We start from the raw sequence: 21,978 nt of genomic DNA on the forward strand, positions 1-21,978 counted from the left end.
GCGGCGTCTATGCAGGTATTGCGAGTCGGCGCAGTTCGCCTTCCATTGCGCCGAATACGTCGTGCCAATAGGCGGGCGATGACTGCCTGAACAGCCGCATCGACGGATACCAGACGGATGTCGATGTTCCGCGCTGCCAGCGCCATTCCGGGGCGGTCTTGAGGGCCGTCCAGACCGGACGGCCGAGGGCACCGGCGAGATGCGCGATCGACGTGTCGCACGAGATCACCAGGTCGAGGCATTCGATGGCCGCGGCGGCATCGACAAATCCGTCCTCGCCCGAATCGAAATCCTCGCCGAGCGTCTCGATCCTGTGCCCGTTCACAAGCGGCGGCAGGTCGCCGACCGCCGCCTCGGTATGGAGGCTGATCAGGCGGACGCCGGGAATCGCGGCCAGCGGCGCGAACTCGTCCGCGCCGAATGAGCGGCTGTCGTTGTTGCTGCCGCGCCAGGCGATTCCGACCCGGAAACCCTCCGACCCGATTCGGGCCAGCCATTTCTCGACGAGGCCGGGTTCCGCCGAGAGCCACGGCGTCGTCGGGATCGGTTCGCCGATACGGTGAAACCGGTCCGGCAGGCTCATCAGGTGGCATTGATGGTCGAAGCGCATGCCGGGGGTCAGCGAGGGGATGATCTCGACATCGCCCGCGAGCCCCATGAACAGCCGCTTCAGCCGCTGGGGGGTGAAGAAGGACACTTTCGCACCCAGCGCGGTGAGACGCGGCAAATGCGAAGCGAACTGAATGTAATCGCCGTTGGCCTGTTCGCCGAGCACGAGGATCGACCGGCCTGCGAGGGATTCGCCCAGCCAGGGCGCGGCATTCACGTCCTCCCGCGCGCCCTTCTGGCTCTCCTTGGTGAACCGGTGTTCGTATCCCGCCCATCCGGGCCCGAACTCGCCCCGCGTGAGGTGAATGCAGCCCTTGGTGAAGCGCACGGATCGTGAATCGGGCTCGATGGACAGCGACCGGTCGATTGACAGGACAGCCTCGTCGAGACGACCGAGATCGGCCAGCGCCATGGCCATATTGGCATGCGCCGCGGCAAAGGTCGGTTTGAGGACGAGCGCTCTCCGGAACGCATCCAGCGCTTCGCCAAGCTGTTTGTTGGCGGACAGGGCGCAGGCGAGTTCCTGCCAGGCGCCCGCATCGTCCGGGCGCGCCGCGACCACCGTTTTCAGCAGGTCGATCGCGGGCGCTGGGCGCGTTGCCTCGACAAGGTATCGGGCGAGGAGCTGCGCGGCTTCCAACTGATCCTTGTGCCTGTGGCAAAGATCCTCGAGCGCCGCGGTCGCCTCGTCGCCGCGCTTGAGGTCGGCGAGCGCCCGGGCGCGTTCAAGCAGAACCCGCGGGTGGTCGGGCGCAAGCCCGGCGGCGCGCTCCGCGACCGCGAGCGCCATGTCCGGCTTGCCGGCGAGACGGAGGCAGGCGGACTGTCCGGACAGGGCGTCGGCATCCTCCGGGCGCGCCGCCAGAATGTCCTCGAAGTTGACGCGGGCATCGGCGTGCCGTCCCAGCGCGAGAAGGGATCGGGCGAGCGCCATCTTGCTGGCCTCGGCGGAGGGGGCGTACTGAAGCGCCCGCTCGAAACTGGCCAGCGCTTCGGCATGGCGGCCGAGGGCGGCGAGCGCGCTGCCCAGTGCATGGGCCGCGTCGGCATCGTCGGGGCTTGCATGGAGGACGGCGCGCCATGCCTCGACCGCATCCTCATGCCGCCCGGCATGGTCGAGGCCGAGAGCCTCGCGCCGCCGCAACGCGAGTGTCGCGGCCGGCGCGTCCGTTGCTGTGCCAAACGAAGGCATCGAGATGATCATGGTCGACCCTTGGCGGTGTCCCCGCCGGCGTGCAGCGGAGGGTTTGGCGACGGTTCGGAGTATGATGTCCCGGTCATCCCCGCAACAGCCTTCCCAGGCCCGTCCAGGCCCGCACGATGCGGCGGCGGTTGACCTTGAGGCGGGCGCCGACATCGCGCCGCTCGCCGAGCCCCAGGGCAAAGGCGTCGCGCTCCCAGGCAAGGCCGCGCGACAGGTTGGCGAGCGGGCGTAGAAGGCGGTCCAGCCGGGGCCGGCGGCGCTGTATCAGGCACCGCGACAAGTGCCGCCGGCCGCGCCCGTCCCGCGCGAACGGCTCCGGCACCGGGCAGGCCGAGACGAAGGACGCCTTGTGGAGACCGCCGGCCAGTGCAGCGCCCATGCCCCGTTCGTCGGCCTCGCGGGCGAGCGCGGCCCAGTCCAGCCCTGCCATGGAGGCCTGCATGAGGCGCCCGAGGTCCATCGCTTCGCGCAGGTCGATGATGCCGCCTGCGCGATTGCCGTTGACGATCTCGCCGTGAATGACGTTGTGCAGAATGCGGTGGCGCGGCGAGGGAATGGCGAGACCCGGCGCGACGGATACGGCTTCCGCGAGCATGTCCGGCCCCGACAGCATGCGGGTGCGCGTGGACAGGGCGGTGTGAACCTCGACGCTGACCGGGTGTTCGGCATGTTCCAGCGGCCATTCGTGGATATGGGCCTGCTCGGTGCCGATCGTGCCCGACGGCAGGAAACCGGCGAGGGCCAGCGAACGCATCGCCGTGTCGAGATCGCGGGAGGCGACCAGCAGGTCGATGTCCCGCATCATGCGGTCGCCTGAAGCGGGGCCTGCCTGGAACAGCCAGGTGGCGCCCTTGAGAAGAACGCCCGTCACGCCGGCCGCGTCGAGCGCCTCGCCGATGGCCAGCACCTGCATGCGGATCGCGGCATTGCCATCGGCATTGGCGGCGAGCGCGTAGTCCAAATAGGAGGCGGCATCGGCCGGCACCCGGTCCCGGACGCCGGCATCGTCAAGAACGGTCGCCAGCATCGGGAGCGCGAAGTCGCGGGCCGCCAGCGCAACCGTCGCCATCCAGTCGATGGCATTCTCGGAAAGGTCGCCAATCGGACCGCGCCGTCCGGAGCGCCAGACAAGCCATGCGGCCAGGATCTGTTCCGCGGGCGGTGCAGGATCTGGCTCCGTTCGCACGGTGGCCTGAGCGATGTCGCGTGCCGCCGGGCTCACGTCACGTCCCGATAGCTCTTTTCCTCGACAAAGGCCGAGCCGACCGCGGTGTTGATGGCGCGCTTCACCCGCGCCCGCTCGTCGTTGGTCAGATAGACGGCCCGGGCGAGGGCGACGAAGGAGGCGCCAAAATCACCCATCCGCTCGCAGTCGCGGATATCGTCCTCGATGGTCCACAGGCGCTCGTTGATCGCCTGAAGTTCGAGGATCGACGCCCGCAGATCGGCGCCTGCGGCGGGGAAGTGGGCCGACAGAACCTGCTCCAGCGCGACGAGTTCCTTGCGGACATTGGCCAGCTTGGCGGAATCGGAGATCCGTTCCGACTTGATCCTGAGGATCGTAATCTTGTCGATCAGTTCGCCGGCCGAAGCCGGGACCATGAGAACGATGTTGTCGGAGTCCTGCATATAAACCCGCGCCCGCCATGCCGCAGCTGATCATGGCCGGAAATCACAGCCGGGACCAGCCTTCGCAACGCACACCGAGGTCGGTTTCGGTGGTTCTGCATCGATGTGGACGGCCGCTTCCGCTACCCGCCGATCAAGCCGGCGGCCTGTCCGGCCGGAACGCGGGGCGCTCAACCCCGCGCGATGCTCACCTACGATTTCGAACTGAGGCCGGGCGGGCGAGAGGTGGTCCGGTCCGGGTGGCCCATAGCTGAAATGGCGCCCGACCCGGCGAACCACACCCGGTCTCGGCCGCTTCGCTTCGCTTGGTAGAGAGCCTCGTCCGCCCGCGCCATGCTGTCGTCGAGATTATCGCCGGGTTCGTGGACCGCGACGCCGACGCTGACCGAAATGCGGTATTCGGCGGGAAGCGTCGCGGTTGCGATCGCCTTGACGGCCGCCCGGATCGCTTCGGCCTTCGCAAGGCCCTCATGGGCATCGGCGCCGGGCAGGATGGCGACAAACTCCTCGCCACCGATCCTGCCGATCGTGGCGCCTGGCAGGGCGTCGCGGCTTGCGCCAGCGATCAGAACAATGACCTGATCGCCAGCGGCATGGCCGAATGTGTCGTTGATCTCCTTGAAGCGGTCGATGTCGATCATCAACACGGCACTCGTCCGGCGCGTGGATGCCAGAACGGCTCTGGCGTGACCATCGAAACCCCGCCGATTGAGCAATTCCGACAGAGGATCGGTCTCGGCGGCGCGGCGGCCGAGGCTGGACGAATCGCGCAGCAGCACCATGGTCAGGACAAGGCCGGTCGCGATGAGCAGGATGCCCGTGCCGGCCTGCGAAAACATCGCATAGAGGCTCTGCGCATAGGCGGTCGCGGTGGCGCCGGAACCGAAGGCCTCGGCCAGGAAGGGTTTGATCAGAAAGTGAAGGGAGGTGAGCGCGAAGGCGCCGGCCAGAACCCTGTCGATAGGGCCCCGCGAGGACAGGCGCAGAACTGCCAGGGCACAAAGCCCGGTCAGGATCGCGAAGGGCGCCTGATAGGCGAGCTCGTAGGCGAGGCTGTCCCGCTGTCCGCCCCAGATTGCGAGCCGCGTGCCGATGGCGCCCGCAATCAGCGCGGCCGGTACGCGCCAGGAGACTGGCTGACCGAAATACCGATGCAAAGCGAAGTGGGTGATGGCGAAGGCGCCGGCGAAGCTGACGTAGCTCGACATGACCCAGAACGCGGTCGGCCGCGCAAGCGAGACCATGAGCTCGCTGAGCGGCGTGAGAGCGCCGACCGCATAGCTGAGTGCGAACCACCGGCTCGCGGCCAGCACAGTGTCGAGGCGCGACATCAGCAGGAAGGTCGTGGCGAACAGCAGCGCCACGAAGGCGTTGAACACGAGCGCGAAGAGCGGGCCGGTCATCGCCCCACATTGTCCGCGGCCGAATTTACAATTCGTTAGTTTTGCCCGTCGGCCCCCATCAGGCGGTGGCCTGAAGCAGGGAGCCGGGGCCGGCGAAGAGCCGCCTGCCGGGCACGGCGTCGAGCAATTCGCGCGTGTAGGCGTGGGCGGGGTTCGCGAAGACCTCGGCCGTTGCGCCCTGCTCGACGATCTCGCCACGGCGCATCACCACGATACGGTCGGCGATCTCGGCGGCGACGCGCAGATCGTGGGTGATGAACAGCATGGCGAGGTTCATTTCCTCGCGCAGTTCCGCCAGCAGTTCGAGGATGGTGGCCTGCACGGAGACGTCGAGCGCCGACACGGCCTCGTCGGCGACCAGTACCTGGGGTTTCAGCGCGAGTGCGCGCGCGATGCAGATGCGCTGCCGCTGCCCTCCCGAGAACTCGTGCGGATAGCGGTCGGCGGCATTGTCCTTGAGCCCGACGCGGGCGAGCAGGCGCTTCGCCTCGGCCATGGCCTCCTGACGCGGCGTGCCATAGGCCATGGGTCCGCGGGCGATGGCATCACCAACCTTCTGGCGCGGATCGAGGGCGGCATAGGGGTCCTGGAAGACGATCTGGAGCTGGCGCCGCATCTGCCGCAGCGGCTCACCGCGCAGGGCGAGAAGGTCGGTGCCGTTAAAGTCGACCACGCCGCCATCCGGTTCGACCAGCCGCATGATCATCCGGCCGAGCGTCGACTTTCCCGAACCGGATTCGCCAACCACCGCGACGGTCTCGCGGGCCTTCAGAGACAGAGCCACCTTCTGGACGGCCGGCACGCGGCGCGGCGGCCGGAAGAAGCCCTGCCGCGTCACGAAGGTCTTTTCGAGGTTCTCGGCGACAAGGATCGGCGCGTCTTGAATGTCACGGGAGCGGGTTTCCACCGGTCGGGCGCCGGGGACGGCCGCGATCAGCGCCTTGGTGTAGTCGTGTCGCGGCGAGCGGAGCACGGCCTCCGCCGTCCCCTGTTCGACCACCTGGCCGTTGCGCATGACGACCACGCGATCAGCCATGTCGGCGACCACGCCGAAATCGTGGGTGATCAGCAGGACGCCCATGCCGCGCGCCCGTTGCAGGTCGCGGATCAGGCCGAGGATCTGCTTCTGGGTGGTCACGTCGAGCGCGGTGGTCGGCTCGTCGGCGAGCAGCAGCGCGGGATTGTTGGCCATGGCCATGGCGATCATCACGCGCTGGCGCTGGCCGCCCGACAGCTGGAACGGGAACGAGCGGACGATGGTCGCGGGCTCCGGCAGCCCGACCGCGGTGACGAGCTCGATCACCCGCGCATCGACGGTCTCGCGCGCGGGCGCGGGCGTGGCGTGGGTGACGATGGCCTCGGCGATCTGGTCGTCGATCCGCGCCAGTGGGTTTAGCGCCGACATCGGCTCCTGAAAGATCATCGAGATCTCACCACCGCGCAGGTCGCGCATGGCGGCCTCGTCGAAGGCGGCGATATCGCGGCCCTTGAAGCGGATCGCGCCGTTGGCGATCGAGACCCGCTCGGGCAGCAGCCGCAGGATCGCATGGGCGGTCATCGACTTGCCCGAACCGGACTCGCCGACGAGGCAGACGATCTCGTTGGCGGCGACCGACAGCGTCACCTCCTCCACCGCGTGGGCGCGGTCGGCGCCGCGCGGCAACGCTATCGACAGGTTCTCGACCGAGAGCAGCATGTCGTCCGCCATCAGTGCCTCCCAGACCGGGCGTTGCGCGGGTTGAGCGTGTCGTTCAGCCCCTCGCCGAGCAGGTTGATGGCCAGCACGGTCAGGAGGATCGCGATGCCGGGGAAGACGCTCATCCACCAGGCCTGACGGATCACCGTGCGTGCCGCGCCGACCATGAAACCCCACGACATGGCGTTGGGGTCACCGAGGCCCATGAAGGACAGGGCGCTCTCGATCAGGATGGCGCTGGCGATGGTCAGCGAGCCCGTGACGATGATCGGCGAGATCGCGTTCGGCAGGATGTGGCGCAGCACCACCTGCAACGGCGTCTCGCCCTGGCACGCGGCGGCCTGCACGAATTCGCGCCCGCGCAGGCGCAGGAACTCGGCCCTGGTCAATCTTGCCAGCGGCGGCCAGCTGACCACGCTGATGGCGACGATGACATTGACGAGCGAGGGGCCGAGGGTGGCCACCAGCAGGATGGCAAGGATGAAACCCGGAATGGTCTGGAACAGTTCGGTGACACGCATGAGGAAGTCGTCGACGCGGCCGCCCCAATAACCGGCCATGGCGCCGATCAGCACGCCGATCAGCACCGCCGCGAGCGTCGAGGTGACGCCGATCGTGAGCGAGACGCGCGTGCCGTGGATGATGCCTGCGGCAACGTCGCGGCCGAGCGTGTCGGAACCGAGCAGGAAGCCGTCGGTCATCGGCGGCGCGAAGGGCCGGCCGACCATTTCCCACGGATCCTCCGGGTAGAGGACCGGCGCGAGGACGGCGAGGACCAGCACGACCAGCAGGATGGCGAAGCCGATCATGCCGCTCGGGTGCCGGGAGAAGGCGCGGATGGTGTCCATGAACCCCTCCTCAGTTCGTCGCGCGCGTGGTGACGCGCGGATCGATCAGCCGGTAGATGGCGTCGGTGACCAGGTTGAGCACGATGACCAGCACCGACATGACGAGGAAGATGCCGAGAAGCACCGGATAGTCGCGCTGCATCACCGCCTCGTAGGTCAGGCGGCCGAGCCCCGGCCAGGCGAAGACGGTCTCCACGACAACCGCGCCGCCGACCAGCGCGCTTGCCTGCATGCCGGCTATGGTGACGACCGGCAGGATGGCGTTGCGCAGGATGTGGCCCGTGATGATGCGGGACTGAGTCAGACCCTTGGCGCGCGCCGTCTTGATGAAGTCCTGATGGGCGACCTCGATCACGGAGGCGCGCATCAGTCGCGTGTAGATGGCGAGATAGATGGCGGCGAGGGATACGGCCGGCAGAACCAGATGGGAGCCGACGTCGAGCATGCGCGCGAACGGGCCCATGGTGACGCCGATGGTCTGGTAGCCGAAGGCGGGCAGCCAGCCGAGCTGGACGGAGAACAGCAGCACCATCATGAGGCCGAGCCAGAAGACGGGCATGGCGTAGAAGATGAGCGAGATGACGGTCAGCAGCGTGTCCGACCATTTGCCGGCGCGCAGGCCGGCCAGCGTGCCGAGCAGAATGCCCGAGAAGAGCGCGAGCAGGAAAGCGGTACCGGTCAGGAGCAGGGTCGCCGGCAGGCGCTCGAGGATCAGAGTCGAAACCGGCTGGCGCTGGCGGTAGGAAAAGCCGAGGTCGAGCGTGAGCACCCGCTTCAGGTGGGTGCCGAGCTGCACGATGACCGGCTTGTCCAGCCCGTATTCCTGGCGGATCTGCGCCAGCATGCGCTCGTCGGCGGCGCCCGTCTGGCCGGCCATGACCTGCGCGGGATCGCCCGGAGCGGCCTTGACCAGAACGAAGGCGAAGGTGGCGATGACCAGGACCACGGCGACGAACTTCGCCGCCCAGCCCAGAATGGCGAGGGCCATCGCGATGCCGCGATGGCCCTTTGCGCCCAAGGCGGAAGTCGTCATCCGAACTGAACCGCGCCGAAGGTCTCGTGGACGCCGATGCCGGACGTGATGACGTTCTTGAGCTTCTTGTCGTGGAAGGTCGGGTAGTCCTGCTCGATCAGCCAGACGACCGGGATATCCTCGACCACCATCTTCTGGACCTGCGAGTAGAGCGCCTGCCGCTTGGCGTCGTCGGTCGCCACGGCGGCGGCCTCCCACAGCTTGTCGGCCTCGGGATTGGAATAGCCCTGCGTGTTGGAGAACAGCACGCCCTTGCGGATGTTCGAGGTGACATAGGTGCGCGACACGCCGAGCGCCGGATCGCCGAGCTGGTAGAGGAGATTGCTGGTCATCTCATATTCCCAGTTCGACACCTTCTGGCCCCAGCCAGCGACGTCGCTGCCTTCGAGCACCACCTCGATGCCGACCCGACCGAGCGACTGGCGAACGAACTCGGCGATGCGCTGCCAGATCTCGCCATAGGGCGCGACGAGGAACTTGATCGTCACACGCTTGCCGCCGGCACCAGCCTTCAGGCCCATGTCGTCGAGCAGGGCGCGGGCCTTGTCGAGCGAATACTCGTATTTTTTGACGTCGCCGTCATAGAAGCGGGTCTTCGACGAGATGGGGCCCGTTGCCTCCTTGCCGAGGCCGAAGAACACCCGGTTCTTCATCGCCGTCTTGTCGATGGCGTGGGCAACCGCCTGCCGGAAGCGCTTGTCGTTCATCGGCGCGACACGGTTGTTCAGCTCGATCCACAGATGGGGCGCGAACAGCTCGTAGCCGCGCGTGGTCATCTCCAGATGCGGCAGGGCCTTGAGGCGCGCCACGTCGAAAAACTCAACATCGGTCCACTGGGTGAGCTGGACGGTCCCCTTCTCCAGAGCCACCGAACGGGAGGCAGCGTCGGGAATGATGCGGTAGATGATCTCGTCGAGATGCGGTTCACCCTGGCGGTAGTAGCCCTCGTGCCTGACGAGATGGATGTGGCTGCCACGCACCCACTCCTTCAGCTTGAACGGGCCGGTGCCGATCGCCCGGGCATTGGCCGGGTTGTTGCGATAGTCGGCGCCGTCATAGATGTGCTTCGGCTGGATCGGCGTGGTCGTGCAGTCGAACGCCGACAGGAAGGGCGCGAAGGGCTCCTTCAGCGTGAACACCACGGTCAGCGGATCGGGCGCCTCGGCCTTCTCGACGCGCTGGAACGTGCCGCGCGCGCGGGGGTGGGTCTCCATCAGCATCTTGGTGCAGGTGAAGATCACGTCCTCGGCCGTGCATGGCTTGCCGTCATGGAAGGTGATGTTGGGGAACAGCTTGAACGTATAGGTCTTGCCGTCCGGCGAGACGGTCCAGGACTGGGCGAGGCCCGGCATCGGCTTCAGGTCGGTGCTGTAGCGCAGCAGACCCTCGTAGATCTTGCCGCCGAGCGTCAGCGTCGGCTGCTGCTGGTTGATCGCCGTGACCAGCACGGGCGGCTCAGGCTGGATGATGGCGTTGAGCGTGCCGCCGCGCGTCTGGCCGACGGCGCGGGTGATGCCCCAGGGAATCTCGGCTGCACCTGCAACACCTGCCGCCGCCGCGAGTTTTGCGAATTCGCGCCTGTTCATCGCGCTGATCCCCTCGTTGTTGAGGCCCGCCCACGGAGGTGGGCCCGATGGCCGGATGTTCCTGTCCGGCCCTCGCGCGCGCTGGCGTCCGAGGGCCGAGAACTGTCGCAAACGGGCCTTCCTCTGAAGCCGGCACGATTCGTGCTTCCCATTTGGGAATAGCGCCATCTTGCGGTCGCTGCCGGTCTGTGACGAGATCGCCGCCTGCACATCGCAACCGCATCGCGTCAGGGAGCCGCGGCATGGCCCAGTCTTCGGCAAGTGCGCCGGCCGCAAGAGGTCCGGGGCGCAGGACGGCCCGCTCGGCCGCCCTCGTCAGCTATACGGGCCACCGGGCCAGCGGCCAGCAGGCGGCGGCGCTGCAGGATGTGCAGCGCCCCGTGGTAGCGATGGCCGCTGAATTCGCCAATGGCGAAGTCGGCACACGGCACTGCCACCGCCGGGCGCAGTTCCTCCATGCCACGTCGGGCATCATGACTGTCATCACCGACGAGGGGAGCTGGGCGGTCGCACCCCAGCACGCCCTGTGGATTCCGCCCGGCCTGATGCACCAGACCCGATGCTGGGGTCCGGTCAGCCTTCGCACGCTCTATGTCGAGCCGGATGCCGCGACCGGGCTGCCCGCGACCTGCCAGCTCATGACGCTCACGCCGCTGCTCGCGGCCCTTGTCCAGGAGGCCGTCGCGCTGCCGGTCGAATACGACCCCGTGGGCCGCGCGGGACGGATCATCGACCTGATCCTCATCGAGATCGGGCGCGTGCCGGTTCTGGCCAGCAGCGCGCCCATGCCGAAGGACCGGCGGCTCGCCCGCATCTGCGAGGCGATCCTGCGCGACCCCGGCAACAACCACGATCTCGACCACTGGGCGCGCCACGGCGGCCTTGCCCGCCGTACGCTGACGCGGCTGTTCCGCTCCGAGACGGAGATGAGCTTCACGCAATGGCGCCAGCAGGTGCGGCTGATGGAGGCGCTGACCCGCCTGACGTCCGGGGACAGCGTGACCAATGTCGCGCTTGATCTCGGCTATGACAGTCCGAGCGCCTTCACCGCCATGTTCCGGCGCACGATGGGGCTGTCGCCACGCGACTATCTGCGCTGGGGCGATCCTCATGACGGCGATCGACACGACTGACCCATTCTGGCCGGCGCACGACAGTCCACGTCCCGCACGATGAAGTCCTGTGACAGGCGCGGTGCTATTGGAGGCTGGCGGCTCGACAGCCGCCGCGAGGAGCAAGCCATGAGCGACGGCATCAGCGTCATCACCGATACGACCGCCCTGCGTCAGACCTACGACCCGCCTGTCGAGATGGCCCGCAAGAAGGTGCTGGACTATCTGGATCCGCATGCGCGGCGGTTCATCGCCATGTCGCCCTTCCTGACCATAGCCAGCACCAGCGCGGCGGGAACGGACTGTTCCCCGCGCGGCGACGAACCGGGCTTCGTCCAGGTCGTCGACGACCGGACGATGCTGCTGCCGGACCGGCGCGGCAACAACCTGCTCGACACCATGCAGAACGTGCTGGAACATCCCCAGATCGGCCTGCTCTTCCTCGTTCCGGGCCTGAACGAGACGCTGCGCGTCAACGGGAAGGCGAAGATCGTGACCGATCCGGCGGTGCTCCAGTCCATGGCGATCAAAGGCAAGATCGTCCCCGCCTCGGCGATGCAGATCGCGGTGGAGCAGGTCTATTTCCACTGCGGCCGCGCCATCCTGCGCGCCGATCTGTGGAACCCGGAGAAGAAGGTCGCGCGGGAGGATTTCCCGATGCTTGGCACGGTGCTCGCCGATCAGATCAAGGGCTTCGATGCCGATGCCGCCAACAAGCGGCTGGAGGTCGCCTATACGACGAACCTCTACTGAGGTCCGGTGCCCGGTCCGGGCGCTGCTTAGTCGGCTTGTTGCCAGTAATTTGCAACAAACCTTGCGAAGTGACCGAACCTGTGGCAGTCGTCCCGCAAGCAGCTGCGGGACGATGAGCATGGCCGGTTCAGCAATACGTCGCTCCCGGCTTGTCCCCGGCTTCACTCTGGTCCGGGGCGCGGTTCGCTGCTGCATTCTCGTGGGCGTCGCCGCATGCATGGTCGGCATGCCGAAGCCTGTCTCCGCGGATCAGGCCGAGTATACGCCCGCCGGCCTGCCCGTGCCGTCCTTCGCCACCAGCCTTCCCGCCAATGGCGATCCGATGGGCTATCGCCGGCTGCTCGCCGAGCGCGGCATCAACTATCACTTCGTCTACACCAACGACATTCTCGCCAACATGGCCGGCGGCCATCGGCGCGGTGTGATCAATCAGGGCAAGCTGGACATGGCGCTGCAGCTCGATCTGCAGAAGCTGATCGGCATCCAGGGGCTCACCTTCTTCTCGAACGTCTTCGTCATCCACAATACCGGCCGCATCCGCCGCGACTATGTCGGCGGCATCAACACGATCGCCGCGATCGAGGCGGTGCCGACGGTCCGCCTGTCGGAACTGTGGCTGGAACAGAAACTGGGCGGCGATCTCGCCAGCGTCCGGCTCGGCCAGCTCGCCGCGGATGTGGAGTTCTTCTTCTCCGGCCTCAGTACGCTGCTGCTGCAGAGCGACTGGGCGACGATCGCCGCCACCAATACGCCGAGCGGCGGACCCGCCTATCCGCTAGCGACGCCGGGCGTCCGGCTGAAGATCGATCCGGCGCCCAACCTCTCGCTGCTCTTCGCGGTGTTCAACGGCGATCCCGCCGGACCCGGACCGGGCGACGAGCAGGTGCGCAACCGCCATGGGCTCAACTTCCGTGTCCAGGATCCGCCTCTGCTCCTCGCCGAGGCGCAGTTCCGCACCAACCGCGCACCCGGCGACACCGGCCTCTCCTCCACCGTCAAGGTCGGCGGCTGGGCGCATTTCGGCCGCTTCAACGACCAGCGTTTCGCCAATGACGGCACGCTGATCGCAAACCCTGCCGGGGCCAGAATCCCGCTGACGCGACGCGGCAACTGGGGGCTCTACGGCGTTGCCGAGCAGCAGATATACCGCCCGGCCGGGGGCGACGCCGACAGCGGCATTTCTGTCTTCGGTCGCGCGTCGGTCAGCCCCTCGGACCGCAACCTCGTCAGCTTCTACGCCGATGGCGGCATCGTCTTCGCCGGCATGATCGCCAGCCGGCCGGATGACAAGTTCGGCTTCGGCGTCATCTATTCGCGCTTTTCGGACAGCGTGCGCGCCTTCGACCGGGATGTCGCCGCCTTCACCGGTCTGCCGGTCGTGATCCGCGACTACGAGCTCAACATCGAGGCCACCTATCTCGCCCAGATCCGGCCGGGCCTGACGGTGCAACCGGTGCTGACCTATGTGATCCATCCGAATGGTGATCGCAGCCGCAACGCGGTGGTCGGCGGCATGCGCACGATGGTCCGCTTCTGACCGGGCGCCAGTCCCGCGCAAATAGCGATATCGGGACGACCCGGCCGCGTTGAAGATGCCGCCGTCGCGGCGCGGCCGCTCGCGCGCCACCTTGCGGCGATGCGCCATGGGTTCGTGGGAATATTTGTGTGGCGGGCCGTTTCGGGCGCAATGCAAAAGCAATTGCCAATCTGATATATCAGGTGTACCTCACTCGCACGGGGGACGAATGCTCACCATCGTGCGATCCAAGGACCCGCGCTGGCCACGCGGTCTGACAGCTGCGGCCGCGATCCATGGCGCTCTCCGGGACGAGATATTGTCGCTGAAGCGCGAGCCCGGATCGCAGATCAGCGAGAAGGACATCGCAGCCTGCCATGGGGTCAGCCGCACACCCGTCCGGGAGGCGCTGCTGCGCCTCGCGGAGGAAGGGCTCGTCGATATCGTTTCCAAGTCGGGCACCTACGTCTCGCGCATCCCGATGACGGACCTGCCGGAGGCGATCACCATCCGCGGCGTGCTGGAGCAGTTCGCCGCGCGGGAGGCGGTGGCCCGCGCCAGCCGCAGCCAGCTGATTGAGCTTGGGGCCATCGTCGCCCGGAGCCACGAGGCCGCCGAGGCGGGCGACACCGAGGCCTTCCACCGCGCCGACGAAGCCTTCCACGAGGCGGTCGCGGCTGTCGGCCGTCATCCCGGCGTCTGGGCACTGGTCAGTCAGGTCAAGTTGCAGGTGGATCGGTTTCGCCGCCTGACGCTGCCGATCGCCGGGCGCATGGCGCGCGTCGTCGCCGAGCACGAGGCGGTGCTGAAGGCGATCGAGGCGCGTGACGCCGATGCCGCCGCCGCCGCCATGGCCAGCCATATCGCGGGACTGCAGGTCGGGCTGGACGACGTCCGCCGGTTCAATCCGGACTTTTTCCTGGAGGACATGGCGCGGCCTGACCTCATGCGGGCCTGAGGCCCGACCATTCGCCCGCCGGCAGAGCGGGACGCAGAAACAGCGGCGGCAGAACCGCCGGATATCGAACGGAAACGGGTAGGGAGGATTACCCAATGACAGTGACTCGCCGCAGCGCGATCATCGCAGGCGCCGGACTTGCCACTTTTGCCACACCGCTGCGCGCGCAGCAGGCCAAGCTCAAATGGGCCCATGTCTACGAGACGGGCGAGCCCTATCACACGGAAGCGGTCTGGGCTGCCGGCGAGATCGCCAAGCGGACCAATGGCAAGTACCAGATCGACGTGTTCCCGGCATCGCAGCTCGGCAACGAGAACCAGATCAACGAGGGCCTGGCGCTCGCGACCGTCGACATGATCTATACCGGCGTCGCCTTCGCCGGCTCGATTCACCGGCCCATCGCGATCACCAACGCGCCCTATGTGCTGCGCGATTTCAACCACTGGAAGGCCTATCGCGACGCGCCGCTGTTCCGGCAGATCGCGGGTGGCTACGAGAACCGCACCCGCCACAAGGTCGCGGCGCTGACCTATTACGGCGAGCGGCATGTGACGGCCAACAAGGCGATCAACAAGCCGGAGGACATGCGCGGCATGAAGCTGCGCGTGCCGCCGGCGCCCTTGTTCCTGATGTTCACCAAGTCGGTCGGCGCGAATGCGACGCCCATCGCGTTCGCCGAGGTCTATCTGGCGCTCCAGCAGGGCACGGTGGACGGGCAGGAGAACCCGCTGCCGACCATCATGGCGAAGAAGTTCTACGAGGTGCAGAGCCACATCATGCTCACCGGCCACATCACGGAATCGCTCGTCTCCGTGGTCGGCAACCACGTCTGGGGCAGGCTTTCCAGCGCCGAGAAGGACATTTTCAGCGAGGTGCTGATGCAGGCGGCTGCGCGCGCGAGCGACCAGATCCGCGAGCAGGAGCAGAAGCTGGCCGACGAGTTCCGCAAGCTCGGCAAGACGGTGATCGCGCCGGACCGCGCGGCGTTCCGCGCTGCGGCGCTGCCGCTGCACAACGACGCGGCCTCGGGCGCCGGCTGGTCCAAGGCCGAATACGACGCGCTGCAGGGCCTCGCGCCGGCCAGCTGACGGAGCTTCCGCCTCAAGGGGCGCCGGATGCTCCGGCGCCCTTCCGTCCTCCCTGCCACGAGCCGGGCGCGGCCAGCGCCCGCCCGCGAGAGCACCCCATGTCGGAACCGCCGAAATCTCCGTCCGCGCCCAGCGTCGATCCGAACCTCGAGGACGTCCATCTGATCGTTGCGACCGACGAGGAAGTCACCGTCGAGTATTTTCTCGAGGACTGGCTCGCCATCGGCATCTTCTGGTCGCTCGCCGTCATCGTCTTCCTGCAGTTCTTCACCCGCTACGTGCTGAACAACTCGCTGGCCTGGACCGAGGAGATCGCCCGCTACCTGCTGATGGTGCTGGTCTTCGTCGGCGGCGCGATGGTGACGCGCCGGCGCACCCAGATCGCCGTCGAGCTGGTCAGCAACGTCATGAAGGACGGGCCGGCCAAGCGGGCGCTGATCGCCGCTGTCGGCGTTTTCAGCCTTGCCTTCGTCGCGATCCTTGCCTGGCTGTCGGTGCTGATCACCGAGCGCATGCACAACCTCTACATGACCGTCTTCGACTGGCCGATGTCGCTGGTCTATGGCGGCATCGCCATCGGCTGCTTCCTGATGGTCTGGCGGCAGGCCCAGAACCTCTGGCGCGACGCCCGCGCCGGCTTCCGGCGGGAACCCGCCTCACCCCAGGACACGAACGGCTGAGCGGGCGCGCATCGTCATGACCATCGTCATCTTCATCTTCCTCATCGCCTTGCTCGCGGGCATTCCGGTCTTCATCGCGCTGTCGAGCTCGGCGCTGATCTACACCCACTTCATCGCGCATATCCCGGACTTCGTCGTGCTGCACCGGATGGCAGGCGGGCTGGATTCCTTTCCGCTTCTGGCCGTGCCCTTCTTCATCCTCGCGGGCAACCTGATGAACTCGGCCGGCATCACCAACAAGATCTACGACTTCGCCGTGGCGGTCGCCGGCTGGATGCGCGGCGGTCTCGCGCAGGTGAACATTGTCGGCTCGGTGATCTTCGCGGGCATGTCGGGCACCGCCATCGCGGATGCGGCAGGTCTCGGCACCATCGAGATCAAGGCGATGAAGGACCACGGCTACTCGACCGAGTTTTCCGTCGGCGTCACCGCGGCCTCCTCGACGCTCGGGCCGATCATCCCGCCGTCGCTGCCCTTCGTCATCTACGGGATGATGGCGAACGTCTCCATCGGCGCGCTGTTCCTGGGCGGCGTCGTGCCGGGCATCGTCATGACCGCCTTCATGATGTTCTACGTCTGGTGGTGCGCGCGGAAGTACAATATGGGCCGCGACCAGATCTTCCGCTGGACCGTGCTCGGCCAGACCTTCATCGCCGCCTTGCCGGCGCTGCTGACGCCCATGATCATCATCGGCGGCATGACTTTCGGCTGGTTCACGCCCACCGAGGCCGCGATCGCCGCCTGCACCTGGGCGCTGATCCTCGGCTTCCTCCTGTATCGCTCGCTCACCTGGAAGCGGCTCTACAAGGTGACGCTCGACACGATCGAGACGACAGCGGGCGTGTTGCTGATCGTCGCGGCGGCCTCGCTGTTCGGCTGGGTTCTGACCACGACGCGGCTGACGGAGATGGCGGCCGAGGGTCTGCTGTCGATCACCACCAACCCCTATGTGATCCTCATCCTCGTCAACATCCTGCTGCTGATCGTCGGCTGCTTCCTGGAGCCCATCGCCTCGATCAGCATTCTCGTGCCGGTGCTGATGCCGATCCTCCTGAAGGTCGGCATCGACCCCGTGCATTTCGGCGTGATGATGACGCTCAACCTGATGATCGGGCTCCTGCACCCGCCGCTCGGCATGGTGCTGTTCGTCCTTGCCCGAATATCCGGCCTCACCGTGGAGCGGACCACCGTGGCGATCCTGCCTTGGCTGATCCCGCTGCTGCTGTCGCTGGCGGCGGTCACGTTCATTCCCGAACTGACGCTCTGGCTGCCAAGGCAGATGGGCATGCTGAAATGACGCGCGGGCGGCGGCGGGCGCAGGCTCGCTCCCGCACCCCGCCTCACCCCAGCGGCGCGCGCGACATCATGATCTTGGCCTTGCCGCGCTGAACCACTTCGTCGCGCTGGTTGACGATGTCGAGGGCGAAGTCGACGACGCCGCGATCCGGCTTGCTCGTCGCGCGTTTGTCCGCGACCGTCACCCGGACATGGACTGTGTCGCCGGGCCGGACGGCGCCGCTGAACGTCCAGGCGATGTCGAGCAGAGCCAGAACCGTGCCGTCGAACAGGCCGGCGCGGGAGGCGAGGCCGAAGGCCATGCCGACCAGCATGGGCCCATGGGCCACGCGCCCGCCGAAGGGTGTCGCGGCGGCGAAGACGTCGTCGGTATGCAGCGGGTTGTAGTCGGCCGTCAGTCCGGCGAACTGCATGATGTCGGCGTCGATGATGGTGCGGCGGGGCGAGACATGAACCGCGCCGATGTCGAGGGCGTCGAAGGTCAGGCCCATGATCTAGCTCGCGGCTCCAGGATTGCGCTTCTTCGCAGAGCGCAGGTCGAACACTTCCGGCAGGGCCCGAGGATCGACGCCGGAAGGATAGATGTTGTGCTTCTGGATCTTCTGCGTGCCGGTGGTCGGCAGGGTCTCGACGAAGTGCAGCCAGCCGGGCGCCTTGAAGTAGGCAAGCTCGGCGTTGCAATGGGCGAACAGTGCCTCCGCCGTGGCACGTGAGACGGCTACGCCTTCGGCCAGAACGATGCAGGCCAGCACCTCCTCCTCGCGGATGTCGTCGGGGATGGCGAGGACCGCTACCGACTTCACCCAGTCATGGGCTTGCAGCACAGCTTCCACTTCGGCCGCCGCGATGTTCTCGCCGGAGCGCCGGATGATGTTCTTCTTGCGGTCGACGAAATGCAGCATGCCGTCCGCGTCCTGCCGCACGGTGTCTCCCGTGTGGAACCAGCCGCCGCGCCACGCCTCGGCGGTCGCCTTTTCGTCCTTGAGATATCCGGAATAGAAGTGCTTGCGCGGTGTCGCCTCGGAATGGCGGATGACCATCTCGCCGGGCTGGCCGCGCGGCACGTCCGCGTCGTGCTCGTCGACCACACGGACCTCCACGCCCGGCACGGGATGGCCGAACGCGCGGGTGCCGACCGCGCGCGGGGGAACGTTGTCGAGCAGCACGCGCACCATTTCGGTCATGCCCCAGACCTCGAGGAGGGGAAAGCCGAATCGCTCTTCGAAAGCCGCATGGAGCTGTGGCTCGACGCCCGCGCCGATGGCGAAGCGCACGCCGTGATTCCGGTCGGCCTCGCCGGCCGGGCGGTTCATGAGAAGCGGAATGATGATGCCGAGATAGTGCGCGATGGTCGCGCGCGTCTCGGCGATTTCCGGCCACCAGCGCTCCGGGTTGAAGCGGTCGGGCTGAATCTGGCAGCTGCCGGTCAGCATGGCCGCGTAGAACGACACGATCGAGGAATTGACGTGATAGACGGGCAGCGGGTTGTAGATGCGTTCGCCGCCCGCCCGAAAGGCAGCGAGGTGGCCACGCTCGGCATACCAGGCGCCTGACGCGAGTTCGTAGCCGTGGGACAGCATGCAGCCCTTCGGTCGCCCCGTCGTGCCCGATGTGTAGAGGATGCTGGCCTCGCTCGCCGCCGACACAGCGCCGCCACGGGCCGCCCTCGCCGGATGCGAAAGACCCGTGAGATCCTCGAACACGGCGACTGAGGGCTTGTGGTCGCTGGCGGCGATGCCGGCCGCGAGCTGATCCTGACGCTCGGGCGCGACGATGGCGAGATCCGCTTCGGAGTGATCGATCAGATAGGCGATCTCGCCGGCACGATAGTCCGGATTGATCGGCACGCAGGAAACGCCGAGCGTGTTGAGGGCCAGCTTGTGCAGGAAATGCTCGGGGCGGTTGTCGAGCAGCATGGCGACGCGGTGGCCGTGACCGAAGCCGGCGGCGCGATAGGTTTCCGCGAGGCGGGTCACCTCGCGTCGCGCGGTCGCATAGTCGATCTCGTAGCCCTCCCGGTGCCACGGCCGGTGCGCGCCGGACGGAACGGCGAGGAAGGCACGGGCGGCATAGGCTTCGGCGGCCCTGACGAAGGCCTCGCCGATGGTCGTGTCCTCGCCGAAGGGAATCAGCGGCGCCGCGCTCGCGTCAGGATCGGCGGATGGCCCCATGATGGTCATTTCTCCCGAGGCTTATTGAACTCTGTTCATTTGCGCGGACGATAGGCTTGCCGCCCGGCCTCGGGCAAGGCCCCGCGCAGATGGCATGCTCCGGCGGTCGGCGACTGGCAAGCCGGCGTGCGAGGCCGTAGCTTCTATCGCGGCCGCCCGCCGCCGCCCGCCGATCCCGAAGGACTTTCGCATGCCCGTCTCGCTCGACACGCTGAACAGCTCCTCAAGGGATGAGTTCGTCGCCGCGCTCGGCGGCTTGTTCGAACACTCGCCCTGGGTGGCCGAGGCAGCCTTCGACAAGCGGCCCTTCGCGACCGTGGCGGCCCTGCACGAGGCGATGATGCAGGCGGTTCTCGACAGCCCGCGCGCAACCAAGATCGCGTTCCTGAAGGCGCATCCGGACCTCGCCGGCAAGGCCGCGCGGGCAGGGGACATGGCGCCCGCCTCGGTGTCGGAACAGGCGGGACTCGGGCTCGACCGGCTCTCGGACGAGGAATACGAGACGTTCCAGCGGCTGAACGCCGCCTATCTCAACCGCTTCGGCTTCCCGTTCATCGTCTGCGTGCGCCGGCAGACGCGCGATGCGGTGCTCGCCTCCTACGAGCCGCGCCTTGCCAATGACGAGGCGAGCGAACTTGCCCGCGCCCTCGACGAGATCGCCCATATCACCCGGCTCAGGCTGATCGAAACGGTGGAGGGGCCGGGCATGCCGGCCACGGCAGGCCATCTCTCGACCCATGTGCTCGACACCTATCACGGCGAGCCGGCGGCGGGCATCCGGATCGAACTGTTCGAAGTGGGCTTGAGCGGGCGCGCCCGGATCGCGGAGGCCGTGACCAACAAGGACGGACGAACCGACGCGCCGCTGATGCACGGCAAGCCGCTGAGGCGCGGGCGCTACGAACTCGTCTTCCACACCGAGGCCTATTTCCGCCGGCGCGGCGTGGCGCTGCCGGATATCCCGTTCATCGGTGACGCTGTGATCCGGTTCGGCATCGACCAGCCGGAGGGCCGCTATCACGTGCCTCTCGTCATGACGCCCTGGAGCACGGCGACCTATCGCGGCAGCTGATGCAGCGAACCGCCGCACGGCAGCCGTGCGGCGATGCTCGCGCGTGGCTGCCGCTGTTTGTGCTATGGGCAGCATCCCCGATGGCCAGCTCATGACGATCCGCCCCGACAGCCCACCGGCCCTTGCTGCCTCCCCCTCCGAGATGCCGCTTCTCGTGCAGGTCTCGCTGGCGCATCTCGTCAGCCATTTTCACATCATGACGTTGCCGGCGTTGCTGCCGCTCTTGCCGGCGCATTTCGGCACGACCTTCGTTGGCATCGGCTTCGCGCTGACGGTGTTCAATCTCGTCTCGCTGCTCGTTCAGACGCCGATGGGATTCATCAGCGACAGATATGGCGCGCGACGCGTGCTGATCGGCGGACTGCTGGTGGGCGGCGCCAGCTTCATGCTGCTCGCCGTCACGCAAAGCTACGCGGCGCTGATCGTCGCGATGGTCGGAACCGGTATCGCCAACGGCGTCTATCACCCGGCCGATTACGCCCTGCTTGCCAATGGCATAGACGGCAAGAGGATGGGGCGCGCTTTCTCGATCCATACGTTCGCCGGCTATCTCGGCACCGCGATCGCCCCTGTCCTGCTGCTCAGCACGGCGGCTTTTGCAGGCCTGCCGCATGCATTCGCGGTCGCGGGCCTGATCGCTTTCGCCGTCGCGTTGCTGCTGATCCTCGCGCCTGCCGCCGGCACGCTGCCGCGCAAGGCGGCCAAGCCCGCGACCGAGGGCGGCGCACCGCCGCCGCGCCGCACCGGGCTGGTCACTGGCGCCGTGGTCTCGCTGACGATCATGTTCGCACTGCTGAACCTGTCGACCGGAGGCATTCAGTCCTTCTCGGTCTCGGCGCTCGTCGCCGGTTACGGCATCGACCTGCCCTCGGCCAATGCGGCGCTGACAGCTTTCCTGTTCGCCAGCGCGGCCGGCGTTCTGGCCGGAGGGGCGCTGGCCGACCGTACCGCGCGTCATGGGCTGGTGGCGGCCGGCGCTTTCCTCGCAACAGCGGCGATCAGCACGGTGCTGGCACTGAGCAGCCCCTCGGCGCTGGTGGCGCTGCTGCTGCTGGGTCTTGCCGGGTTCCTGTCCGGGATCATCACGCCGTCGCGCGACATGATGGTGCGCGCCGCCGCCGCCCCCGGCGCGGAGGGCATCGTCTTCGGCATGGTCACGACGGGTTTCAATATCGGCGGGCTCGTCGGCCCGCTGCTCTACGCGGCGCTGCTCGACAGCGGCGCGAGCCGCATGATCTTCGCGGTCGCCGCCTGTTTCATGGTGGCGACCGTCATGCTGGCGCTCGTTCAGGAACGCCGGAGCAGCGTCGCCTGACGCGACGCC

Annotated in this window: 19 protein-coding genes; 9 read left to right on the top strand and 10 right to left on the bottom strand. The window is 67.3% G+C overall.

From position 1 onward, the window contains the following. Positions 1-7: 7 nt before the first annotated feature. The 8 genes from JNK84_RS14640 to JNK84_RS14675 all read right to left on the bottom strand — a co-directional run bounded on the left by JNK84_RS14640 (position 8) and on the right by JNK84_RS14675 (position 10,008). The gene (locus JNK84_RS14640) at positions 8-1,813 is read right to left on the bottom strand and encodes a tetratricopeptide repeat protein (RefSeq protein ID WP_293425133.1); all 1,806 of its coding nucleotides are present in this window, start codon (positions 1,811-1,813) and stop codon (positions 8-10) included. Positions 1,814-1,886: 73 nt separating this feature from the next. Continuing rightward, positions 1,887-3,035, bottom strand: coding sequence for a nucleotidyltransferase family protein (locus tag JNK84_RS14645; RefSeq protein WP_293425134.1), 1,149 nt, complete (start codon positions 3,033-3,035; stop codon positions 1,887-1,889). Further along, positions 3,032-3,442, bottom strand: a complete 411-nt coding sequence (locus JNK84_RS14650) for a DUF6165 family protein (RefSeq protein WP_293425135.1) — start codon at positions 3,440-3,442, stop codon at positions 3,032-3,034. The genes JNK84_RS14645 and JNK84_RS14650 overlap by 4 nt, the downstream gene beginning before the upstream one ends. Positions 3,443-3,633: 191 nt before the next feature. Further along, entirely contained in the window at positions 3,634-4,845 is a 1,212-nt protein-coding gene (locus tag JNK84_RS14655) for a GGDEF domain-containing protein (protein WP_293425136.1), read from the bottom strand. Positions 4,846-4,903: 58 nt separating this feature from the next. Continuing rightward, entirely contained in the window at positions 4,904-6,553 is a 1,650-nt protein-coding gene (locus tag JNK84_RS14660; protein WP_293425137.1) for an ABC transporter ATP-binding protein, read from the bottom strand. Then, on the bottom strand, positions 6,553-7,389 hold the full coding sequence (locus JNK84_RS14665; protein WP_293425138.1) for an ABC transporter permease: 837 nt from the start codon (positions 7,387-7,389) through the stop codon (positions 6,553-6,555). Before JNK84_RS14665 ends, JNK84_RS14660 begins: the two co-directional genes overlap by 1 nt. Before the next feature lie 10 nt (positions 7,390-7,399). Further along, on the bottom strand, positions 7,400-8,422 hold the full coding sequence (locus JNK84_RS14670; RefSeq protein WP_441343249.1) for an ABC transporter permease: 1,023 nt from the start codon (positions 8,420-8,422) through the stop codon (positions 7,400-7,402). After that, positions 8,419-10,008, bottom strand: a complete 1,590-nt coding sequence (locus JNK84_RS14675) for an ABC transporter substrate-binding protein (RefSeq protein ID WP_293425139.1) — start codon at positions 10,006-10,008, stop codon at positions 8,419-8,421. The genes JNK84_RS14670 and JNK84_RS14675 overlap by 4 nt, the downstream gene beginning before the upstream one ends. Positions 10,009-10,250: 242 nt before the next feature. Here JNK84_RS14675 and JNK84_RS14680 point away from each other — a divergent pair, with 242 nt between their 5' ends. The 7 genes from JNK84_RS14680 (at position 10,251) to JNK84_RS14710 (ending at position 17,412) form a co-directional block, all read left to right on the top strand. After that, positions 10,251-11,141: an AraC family transcriptional regulator gene (locus JNK84_RS14680; protein WP_293425140.1), complete on the top strand. Its 891-nt coding sequence runs from the start codon at positions 10,251-10,253 to the stop codon at positions 11,139-11,141. Between the two features lie 108 nt (positions 11,142-11,249). Then, the gene (locus JNK84_RS14685) at positions 11,250-11,873 is read left to right on the top strand and encodes a pyridoxamine 5'-phosphate oxidase family protein (protein WP_293425141.1); all 624 of its coding nucleotides are present in this window, start codon (positions 11,250-11,252) and stop codon (positions 11,871-11,873) included. A 226-nt stretch (positions 11,874-12,099) separates the two neighbouring features. Beyond that, complete coding sequence (locus JNK84_RS14690) at positions 12,100-13,410, top strand: carbohydrate porin (protein WP_293425142.1); 1,311 nt, start codon at positions 12,100-12,102, stop codon at positions 13,408-13,410. A 208-nt stretch (positions 13,411-13,618) separates the two neighbouring features. Continuing rightward, a complete protein-coding gene (locus JNK84_RS14695) occupies positions 13,619-14,347 on the top strand; it encodes a GntR family transcriptional regulator (protein WP_293425143.1) in 729 nt (242 codons plus the stop codon). 101 nt (positions 14,348-14,448) lie between these two features. After that, positions 14,449-15,435, top strand: a complete 987-nt coding sequence (locus JNK84_RS14700; protein WP_441343252.1) for a sialic acid TRAP transporter substrate-binding protein SiaP — start codon at positions 14,449-14,451, stop codon at positions 15,433-15,435. A 98-nt stretch (positions 15,436-15,533) separates the two neighbouring features. After that, a complete protein-coding gene (locus JNK84_RS14705; protein ID WP_293425145.1) occupies positions 15,534-16,115 on the top strand; it encodes a TRAP transporter small permease in 582 nt (193 codons plus the stop codon). A 16-nt stretch (positions 16,116-16,131) separates the two neighbouring features. After that, positions 16,132-17,412 (top strand): TRAP transporter large permease, encoded by a 1,281-nt coding sequence (locus tag JNK84_RS14710; RefSeq protein WP_293425146.1) that lies wholly within the window; start codon positions 16,132-16,134, stop codon positions 17,410-17,412. 43 nt (positions 17,413-17,455) lie between these two features. Here JNK84_RS14710 and JNK84_RS14715 read toward each other — a convergent pair whose 3' ends face one another. Together JNK84_RS14715 and JNK84_RS14720 are read right to left on the bottom strand one after the other, a co-directional pair. Next, a complete protein-coding gene (locus tag JNK84_RS14715; protein ID WP_293425147.1) occupies positions 17,456-17,902 on the bottom strand; it encodes a MaoC/PaaZ C-terminal domain-containing protein in 447 nt (148 codons plus the stop codon). Positions 17,903-17,905: 3 nt separating this feature from the next. Next, complete coding sequence (locus JNK84_RS14720) at positions 17,906-19,582, bottom strand: AMP-binding protein (RefSeq protein ID WP_293425148.1); 1,677 nt, start codon at positions 19,580-19,582, stop codon at positions 17,906-17,908. A 190-nt stretch (positions 19,583-19,772) separates the two neighbouring features. On the opposite strand from JNK84_RS14720, the gene uraD reads away from it, so the two are divergent. Together uraD and JNK84_RS14730 are read left to right on the top strand one after the other, a co-directional pair. Further along, a complete protein-coding gene (gene uraD / locus JNK84_RS14725; RefSeq protein ID WP_293425149.1) occupies positions 19,773-20,654 on the top strand; it encodes a 2-oxo-4-hydroxy-4-carboxy-5-ureidoimidazoline decarboxylase in 882 nt (293 codons plus the stop codon). 91 nt (positions 20,655-20,745) lie between these two features. Continuing rightward, the gene (locus tag JNK84_RS14730; protein WP_293425150.1) at positions 20,746-21,969 is read left to right on the top strand and encodes an MFS transporter; all 1,224 of its coding nucleotides are present in this window, start codon (positions 20,746-20,748) and stop codon (positions 21,967-21,969) included. The last annotated feature ends 9 nt before the right edge of the window (positions 21,970-21,978 follow it).

The sequence above is a fragment of the Phreatobacter sp. genome, from assembly GCF_016793595.1.
Lineage (GTDB): Bacteria > Pseudomonadota > Alphaproteobacteria > Rhizobiales > Phreatobacteraceae > Phreatobacter.

Coding starts and splice junctions, on each gene's coding strand:
- JNK84_RS14680 (WP_293425140.1), top strand. CDS start 10,251: ATGGCCCAGTCTTCGGCAAGTGCGCCGGCCGCAAGAGGTCCGGGGCGC.
- uraD (WP_293425149.1), top strand. CDS start 19,773: ATGCCCGTCTCGCTCGACACGCTGAACAGCTCCTCAAGGGATGAGTTC.
- JNK84_RS14720 (WP_293425148.1), bottom strand. CDS start 19,582: ATGGGGCCATCCGCCGATCCTGACGCGAGCGCGGCGCCGCTGATTCCC.
- JNK84_RS14665 (WP_293425138.1), bottom strand. CDS start 7,389: ATGGACACCATCCGCGCCTTCTCCCGGCACCCGAGCGGCATGATCGGC.
- JNK84_RS14670 (WP_441343249.1), bottom strand. CDS start 8,422: ATGACGACTTCCGCCTTGGGCGCAAAGGGCCATCGCGGCATCGCGATG.
- JNK84_RS14705 (WP_293425145.1), top strand. CDS start 15,534: ATGTCGGAACCGCCGAAATCTCCGTCCGCGCCCAGCGTCGATCCGAAC.
- JNK84_RS14640 (WP_293425133.1), bottom strand. CDS start 1,813: ATGATCATCTCGATGCCTTCGTTTGGCACAGCAACGGACGCGCCGGCC.
- JNK84_RS14660 (WP_293425137.1), bottom strand. CDS start 6,553: ATGGCGGACGACATGCTGCTCTCGGTCGAGAACCTGTCGATAGCGTTG.
- JNK84_RS14710 (WP_293425146.1), top strand. CDS start 16,132: ATGACCATCGTCATCTTCATCTTCCTCATCGCCTTGCTCGCGGGCATT.
- JNK84_RS14675 (WP_293425139.1), bottom strand. CDS start 10,008: ATGAACAGGCGCGAATTCGCAAAACTCGCGGCGGCGGCAGGTGTTGCA.
- JNK84_RS14690 (WP_293425142.1), top strand. CDS start 12,100: ATGCCGAAGCCTGTCTCCGCGGATCAGGCCGAGTATACGCCCGCCGGC.
- JNK84_RS14715 (WP_293425147.1), bottom strand. CDS start 17,902: ATGGGCCTGACCTTCGACGCCCTCGACATCGGCGCGGTTCATGTCTCG.
- JNK84_RS14655 (WP_293425136.1), bottom strand. CDS start 4,845: ATGACCGGCCCGCTCTTCGCGCTCGTGTTCAACGCCTTCGTGGCGCTG.
- JNK84_RS14730 (WP_293425150.1), top strand. CDS start 20,746: ATGACGATCCGCCCCGACAGCCCACCGGCCCTTGCTGCCTCCCCCTCC.
- JNK84_RS14650 (WP_293425135.1), bottom strand. CDS start 3,442: ATGCAGGACTCCGACAACATCGTTCTCATGGTCCCGGCTTCGGCCGGC.
- JNK84_RS14685 (WP_293425141.1), top strand. CDS start 11,250: ATGAGCGACGGCATCAGCGTCATCACCGATACGACCGCCCTGCGTCAG.
- JNK84_RS14695 (WP_293425143.1), top strand. CDS start 13,619: ATGCTCACCATCGTGCGATCCAAGGACCCGCGCTGGCCACGCGGTCTG.